Consider the following 6,912-nt stretch of genomic DNA (forward strand, 5'->3'; position numbering starts at 1 on the left):
CGGCGCCGCCGGCCTGGGGCGCCGGCACCGCGTGTGCGGTCGGGGCGCCCGTCGTCCCTGTGGGTGACGGGACCGGGACGATCTGTTGACAACGGGGGCCCGGGCGGCCCACGGTAGCTCGCGGCGCGCCTCGGACAGCGGCGCGGCCGGCCTGCCCGAAGGCATCGAAGGAGCCGCTCGTGAGCCGTCCCGGGGTCAACCTCGCCGCGATCCTCGCCGATTCGGCCGACCGCTTCCCCCGCCGTCCGGCCGTGCGGCTCGACGACACCGTCCTCGACTACGACCGGCTGGCGGACGCCGCGGCCCGGACCGCCGCCCTCCTGCGCCGCGCGGGGGTGCGTCCCGGGGACCGGGTCGGGCTGCTGGTGCCCAACGTGCCGGTGTTCGCCGTGCTGTACTTCGGGATCCTCTGGGCCGGCGCGATCGTGGTGCCGCTGAACCCGCTGCTCAGGGCGCGGGAGGTCGAGTACCACCTCGCGGACTCGCAGGCCGCCCTGCTGCTGGCCTGGCGGGAGTGCGCCGACGAGGCGCTGGTCGGCGCGCGGGCGGCCGGCGTCACCGGCCTGACGATCGGCCCGGCCGGACTCCCCGGAGGCGGCCGATTCGCCGACTGGGAACTGGAGTTGGTCGAGCGCGAGCCGTCGGACACCGCCGTCGTCCTCTACACCTCCGGGACCACCGGCCGGCCCAAGGGCGCCGAGCTCACCCACCACGGCATCGCCCGCAACGTCGAGGTCACGCGCAGCGCCATCCTCCAACTGACCGAGCAGGACGTGGTCTTCGGCGGCCTCCCGCTGTTCCACGCGTTCGGCCAGGTCGTCGGACTGGACTGCGCCGTCGCCGCCGGCGCCTGCATGACCCTGCTGCCGCGCTTCGAGGCCGCCAGGGCCCTGGAGATCATCGACCGGGACGGCGTCACCGCGTTCCTCGGCGTGCCCACGATGTACGGCGCGCTGCTCGCGGCCGGCGACCGCCCGCGCGCCGTCGAAAGCCCGGGCGGCGTCGATGGCCCGCGCGGCGTCGAGAGCTCGCGCGGCGCATCGTTGCGTGTCTGCATTTCGGGCGGCGCGGCCCTGCCGGTCGAGGTCCTGCGCGCGTTCGAGGACGCCTTCGCCTGCACCGTCCTGGAGGGCTACGGGCTGTCCGAGACCTCCCCCGTCGCCTGCTTCAACCACCCCGACCGGCCCCGCAGGCCCGGCACCGTCGGCACCCCGATCGAGGGCGTCGACATGCGGATCGTCGACGACCACGGCCGTGAGGTGCCCGACGGGCAGCGCGGGGAGGTCGCCATCCGCGGCCACAACCTCATGAAGGGCTACTGGCACAACCCCGGGGCCACCGCCGCGGCCATCCCGGACGGCTGGCTGCGCACCGGCGACGTCGGCATCCGGGAGCCGGACGGCCACTTCCGGATCGTGGACCGGATCAAGGACCTCATCATCCGCGGCGGCTACAACGTCTACCCGCGGGAGGTCGAGGAGGTCCTCTACGAGCACCCGGCTGTCGCCGAGGCCGCCGTGATCGGCGTCCCGCACCCGGACCTCGGCGAGGAGGTCGCCGCTGTGGTCGCCCTCAAGCCCGGGACCACCGCCGAACCCGACGACCTGCGCGCCTTCGTCAAGGACCGGGTCGCGCCCTACAAGTACCCGCGCGAGGTCCGGATCGTCGAAGCCCTCCCGAAAGGCCCGACCGGCAAGATCCTCAAGCGGTCGATCGACCCCAAGACCCACAACCTCGGCCACTGATAAGGGCGTTGGCGAAAGGCGCCGGAGGATCTCCGAAACCGATGCCCGGTGACCGCGCGTCCCTCACGGCGGGAACCTGGCGGAGGGACGGGGATGCGGAACATCATCGTGCGGGGCTGCGCACTGCTGCTCGGGCTGGCCGCAGTCTGGTGGAGCGTCGGTCTCGTCGGGGAGCCGTACCGGGACGCGATGGCGTTCCGGCATGCCGCGGCCTGCCCGGCCGGGAGCGCGGGGAGCGCGGGGAGCGCGCCGCGCGACTGCATCGCGCGGGAGACCGGCCGGGTGCTGGACACGTACCGCTCGGACGATGACTACCGGTTGACGATCCGACGGGCCTCGGAGAAGACGGAGGACCACGACGCCTCGCACGCGCTGTACGAAGCGGCGCACGAGGGCGACCCCGCGGACCTGGAGGTCTGGCACGACGAGGTCGTCGCGATCACGGTGCGCGGCGAGCGGCACGAGAGCGGTCCGTCGTCCGGCCTCCAGGCGGTGCTGGCTCTGCTGCCGGCGTGGGGTGGCTTGGGCCTGCTGCTGTGGGCCGCGTTCGGCGGGGGGCGCCTCGGGGCGCTGTTCGGCTGGGCGGGGATGCGGGCGTTCACATGGATGTTCCTGGGCGTCTGGACGCTCGTGCTGCTGGTCGGCCCGCTCATCGTCGGCGCTTCCGGCTGGGGGCTGGTGGTGTCGCTACTGGCCTGGCTGTTCGGGGCGGGGGTGTGCGGGGTGCTCCTCAGGCACTCGGACCCGGACGGGACCGACGGCCGCCGGCACTGGACGCTGCGGCTGCGGGTGCGGCCCCCCTGGTGACGTCGGGGCGTCACGGCCGGGGCGCGGCCGAAGCCGCCCTCGCCCTGATGGAGAACGGACCGGCGGCGCTACACTGCGGGCGCTGACGCGAACGGGGGGACCGATCGCGAGAAACGGTCAACGATCGGATCGGAGTGGCACGAGTGAAGCCGGTGAAGGTGTACCCGCCGTTCCAGCGTGTGATCATCGTGGCGGTGGGGTTGGTGTTCTTCCTCATCTCCGTGGAGGGCATCGCGCTGGAGCCGCTCGGTGCCAAGATCATGTACGCGGTCATCCTGGTCCTCTCCGTCGGGTGGATCCACCAGGGTGCCCGGATCGGCCTGGTGATCGGACCGGGCGGCATCGTCGAGCGCTCGATGGGCCGACCGCATCGCATCGCCTGGCCGGACGTCGCGGAGGTTGCCGTCGCGACGTCCGGCCCCGGCGTCTCGATGATCGTGCTGCGCCTGCGTGACGGCCGCGCGGTGCAGCTCCGCGGAACCGCGGGGTACCGGAAGAAGCGCGTGGAAGACATCGAACGTCGGCTGAACGCCTTCCGCTCGGCGGCCATCGGCCCGACCGGCGACTGAGACACCCTGTCCGGACCGGTCCGCCCGTCGTCGGCCGCGCCCTCAGGAGGCGAAGACCACGCCCTGGTTGACGGGCTGGAGCGAGCCGACCGTGAAACCGGCCGCGGAGACGGTCAGTTGGTCGACCGGCTTGCCGTCGACGCCGATGACGTTCGCGGTGAGCTGGGTGGTCTCGTCGGGCGGGGTGACGGTGATGCCGGCCAGGACCTTGCACTTCGGGTCGGCCTTGTCGCAGGACGCCCACTTGACGCCGGAGAAGGCCGAGGTGCCCGGCTTGAGACTGACCTCGACCGGCGCCCCGGGGTGCGCGACGCGCGAACTGCCGGTCACGATCGGGCTGTTGTCGGCCCCGAGGCCGCCGTAGCCGAGGTAGCCGTTCACGGTGCAGGTACGTGAGCCCTTGTTGGTGAGCATCACCATCGCGGACCCGGGGAAGTCCGGCTGCAACTGGACGTCGGTCTTGAGGTCGGCAGTGTGGCAGCGGGTGGAGGCCTTGCCGGAGGACGTGGGAGCGGGGGCGCTCTTGGACGCCGCTCCCGTCGCTGCCGCCGTCGCCGCCGTCGTGGCCGCGCTCGTCGACGCCGTGTCGTCGTTGCACGCCGCCGCCCCGAGCCCCAGCACCAGCACCGTCGCCGAAACCGCCACTGCCTTGCCGACCCGCATGGTCCACCCCTTTGTATGGACGGACGCCAGCCGGTCGTGCGCCCGATCAGTCCAGAGGACGCCCCGATCCGGAGGCCCGGTTCGCGGATCCGTGTCCCGGAGGCGTAACAGCGTCCAGGACGGCCGCCCGCTTGGCCGGCGCCGGACGCGCCCCCGAGGTTCCCGGGACTGTCGGGGCCCGTGAGCCGGGTGGGTTCGCCTTGACACCGTTCGGGGCCCGGCGTAGCAAAAGAGCATGCGCCAGGGTGAGCCCGCCGGTCCGAACGGGCCGCACCGTCCCCGGGAGCCCGATCGCGCCGCCGGGGCGGTGCAGGAGCGGGACGCCCTGCTGGCGGACGCCGTCCGGGCGGTGCTCGGCGGGACGGGGGCGTACGGGGCGATGGTGCACCTGCGCTCGCGGGACCGGCGTTCGCTGGTGCTGTGCACGATCGCCGGGGTGCCGCTGTCGATCATGAGCCCGTTCCGGCGGGTCGCGGCGGCCGGGCCGCTGCCGGTGGCGGTCAGCTTCCGCACCGGGCGCACGATCACCCTCGCCGACACCGAGGACACCATGCGGCGCTTCCCGCAGCTCGCGGTCGGCATGCCGTACGACTTCGCCTCCGCGTGCGTGCCGGTGACGGCGGGCGAGGACCGGTTCGGGGTGCTCAGTGTCCTGTGGGCGGCCTCCGACGACGGCGTGCCGCAGGGCGCGCCGCTCGGGCTGCGGTCGGTCGCGGAGCGCCTCGCGGACGGTCTCGCCGGGCTGGAGGCGGCCGGCCGGACCGTCGAGCCGAACGGGGACAGCCCGGTGGTGGAACTGCCCGCGCCGTCCCCGCCGACCACCCGGGTGGGCCTGTTCGACTGGAACACGGCCACCGGCGCGCTCGCTGCCGACGAGCAGTTCCGGGAGATCTTCGGCTTCGCCCCCGGCGAGTTCGACGGCCGGGTCAGCTCGCTGACCGCCCGGATCGCGCCGGGCGACCTGCCGGAGTTCCGGGCCGCCGCCAAGCTCGCCCTCGAACACGGCGAGGTGCTGGCCGCCCGGGTGCGCGTGCTCGGGCGCGACGGCCACCCGTACCCCGTCGAGCTGTGGGCGCGCGTGCCGAAGGCGATTGAGGAGTACAGCACCCACCTGGTCGGCGCCGTTCTGGACACCCGCACCCTGACCGCCGCCGCCGCGGCCGTCGAGCGGCTGCGCGAGGGCGTGTTCTCGCTCGACCCGGACGGCCGCATCACCTACGCCAACCGCGGCGTCGAACCGCTGCTCGGCGCGGTGCGCGAGGACCTGATCGGCCACCTCCCCTGGGAGGTCGTGCCCTGGCTCGCCGACCCCTTCTACGAGAACCGCTACCGCGCGGCGATGCTCTCCCAGCAGCCCACCGCCTTCCTCGCCACCCGCCCGCCCGACGGCTGGCTGGCCTTCTCCCTCTATCCGGACGCGCACGGCGTCACCGGCCGGGTCGTCGCGGCCGAGGCCCCGCCGGGCGCGGCCGGAGCGCCCGCCGCCCCGCCGCGCGGCGCCCGTCCGGGCCTCGGCGACACCTACCACCTGCTCCAGCTCGCGAGCGCGCTCACCGAGGCGGTCAGCGTCGCCGACGTCTGCCGGGCCGTCGCCGAGCAGATCCTCCCGGCCTTCGGCGGCCACGAGCTCGCCATCTACGCCGTCCGCGACAAGCGCCTGCACCTCGTCTCGCAGGCCGGCTACCCGGACGGCTTCCTCGACCGCTTCGAGGGCACCCCCACCAGCGCCCGCATCCCCGGCGCCGAGACGCTCAGCACCGGCACCCCGATCTTCTTCGAGAACGTGCAGGAGCTCTCCGCCGCCTACCCCGGCATCGCCCTCGACGAGATGGGCGCCTGGGCGTTCCTCCCGCTCATCGCCTCCGGCCACCCCGTCGGCAGCTGCATCCTCGGCTTCGACGGGCCCCACCCCTTCACCATCGAGGAGCGCGGCCTGCTCACCGCCCTCGGCGGCTTCATCGCCCAGGCCCTGGAGCGCGCCCGCCTCTACGACGCCGAGTTCGCGCTCGCCCGCGGCCTGCAGCAGGCGCTGCTGCCGCACCGGCTGCCCGCCGTCCCCGGCATCCGCATCGCCGCCCGCTACCTGCCCGGCACCCAGGGCATGGAGATCGGCGGCGACTGGTACGACGCGATCGTCACCGACGGCGACCTCACCCTCGTCATCGGCGACGTCGAGGGCCACAGCGTCGGCGCCGCCGCCACCATGGGCCAGCTGCGCAGCGCCGTCCGCGCCTTCGCCAGCGGCGGCGAGCCGCCCGACCGGGTCCACGCTCGCACCAACCGGCTGCTGCTCGACCTCGACCCCGGGCTGCTCGCCAGCTGCTGCCTGGTCCGGCTCACCCCGGCCGACGGCACCGTCCGGATTGCCCGGGCCGGGCACCTGCCGCCGGTGCTGCGCCGGCCCGGCGGGCGGTCGGAGGTGCTGGACCTGGCGGGCGGGCCGCTGCTGGGGGTGGACGACGGCGCGGACTACCCGGTCAGCGAGCTGCGCTTGGCACCCGGGTCGGTGGTGGCGCTGTACACGGACGGGCTGGTGGAGGACCCGGCGGTGCCGATCGACCAGGGGGTGGAGCGGCTGCGGGCCGTGCTCGGGCACCTCGAAGGAGAGGGGCTGGAGGCGCTCGCGGACCGGGTGCTGCGGGAGGTCGGCTCGACGCACCGGGTGGACGACGTCGCGCTGCTGTTCACGGAGTTCCGCGGGCCGGCGCCCGGGTGAGCCGCCGGCTGTGACGTCCGCCGGGCTGATGTGGCTTCCGTCGGGCGACCTTTGCCGGGCTGCCGCGACTTTCGTCGAGCGGCGGTGCTACGAACGGTGACGGCGGAGGGCCGGCGACTCCGGTTAGCCTCGGACGGGTGAACGCGATTGCACGGGCCTGCACGAAGGCGGTACGGACGGCGCTGCCGGGGCCCTGGCGGCCCTGGCTGGTGGTGCGCGAGGCGGTGTCCGCCCTGCTGCTGGGCGGGCTCGCCGGCCTGCTGGAGGTCGTCGGCCACACCGGCTGGGCGGTGCCGGTCGCCGTCGCGACCGTCCTGCTCTTCCTGCTGCGGCGGGCCTTCCCGGCGAGCGTCCTGCTGGTGACGGCGGCCGTGGGCGGCTGGGCGCCCGGGCCGCTCCCGCTGCTGGTGGT

5 protein-coding genes and 1 pseudogene are annotated in these 6,912 nt (G+C 74.5%); 5 read left to right on the plus strand and 1 reads right to left on the minus strand.

The features are described 5' to 3' along the window. The first annotated feature begins 179 nt into the window (after nt 1-179). The 3 genes from AB0O00_RS25540 to AB0O00_RS25550 all read left to right on the plus strand — a co-directional run bounded on the left by AB0O00_RS25540 (nt 180) and on the right by AB0O00_RS25550 (nt 3,121). Complete coding sequence (locus AB0O00_RS25540) at nt 180-1,745, plus strand: long-chain fatty acid--CoA ligase (RefSeq protein WP_363655478.1); 1,566 nt, start codon at nt 180-182, stop codon at nt 1,743-1,745. Nucleotides 1,746-1,838: 93 nt separating this feature from the next. Further along, on the plus strand, nt 1,839-2,552 hold the full coding sequence (locus tag AB0O00_RS25545; RefSeq protein ID WP_363655480.1) for a hypothetical protein: 714 nt from the start codon (nt 1,839-1,841) through the stop codon (nt 2,550-2,552). Between the two features lie 179 nt (nt 2,553-2,731). Beyond that, nucleotides 2,732-3,121 carry a PH domain-containing protein gene (locus tag AB0O00_RS25550; protein ID WP_363655482.1) on the plus strand — a complete coding sequence of 130 codons (390 nt, stop codon included), beginning with the start codon at nt 2,732-2,734 and terminating at the stop codon, nt 3,119-3,121. Nucleotides 3,122-3,163: 42 nt separating this feature from the next. Here AB0O00_RS25550 and AB0O00_RS25555 read toward each other — a convergent pair whose 3' ends face one another. Continuing rightward, nucleotides 3,164-3,784 (minus strand): DUF4232 domain-containing protein, encoded by a 621-nt coding sequence (locus AB0O00_RS25555; protein WP_363655484.1) that lies wholly within the window; start codon nt 3,782-3,784, stop codon nt 3,164-3,166. 235 nt (nt 3,785-4,019) lie between these two features. On the opposite strand from AB0O00_RS25555, the gene AB0O00_RS25560 reads away from it, so the two are divergent. Together AB0O00_RS25560 and AB0O00_RS25565 are read left to right on the plus strand one after the other, a co-directional pair. Then, nucleotides 4,020-6,500: a SpoIIE family protein phosphatase gene (locus AB0O00_RS25560; protein ID WP_363655486.1), complete on the plus strand. Its 2,481-nt coding sequence runs from the start codon at nt 4,020-4,022 to the stop codon at nt 6,498-6,500. A gap of 137 nt (nt 6,501-6,637) precedes the next feature. Continuing rightward, nucleotides 6,638-6,912 (plus strand): annotated as a pseudogene (locus AB0O00_RS25565) (hypothetical protein); the annotation flags it as partial.

Source organism: Kitasatospora sp. NPDC093558 (assembly GCF_040683475.1).
GTDB lineage: Bacteria > Actinomycetota > Actinomycetes > Streptomycetales > Streptomycetaceae > Kitasatospora.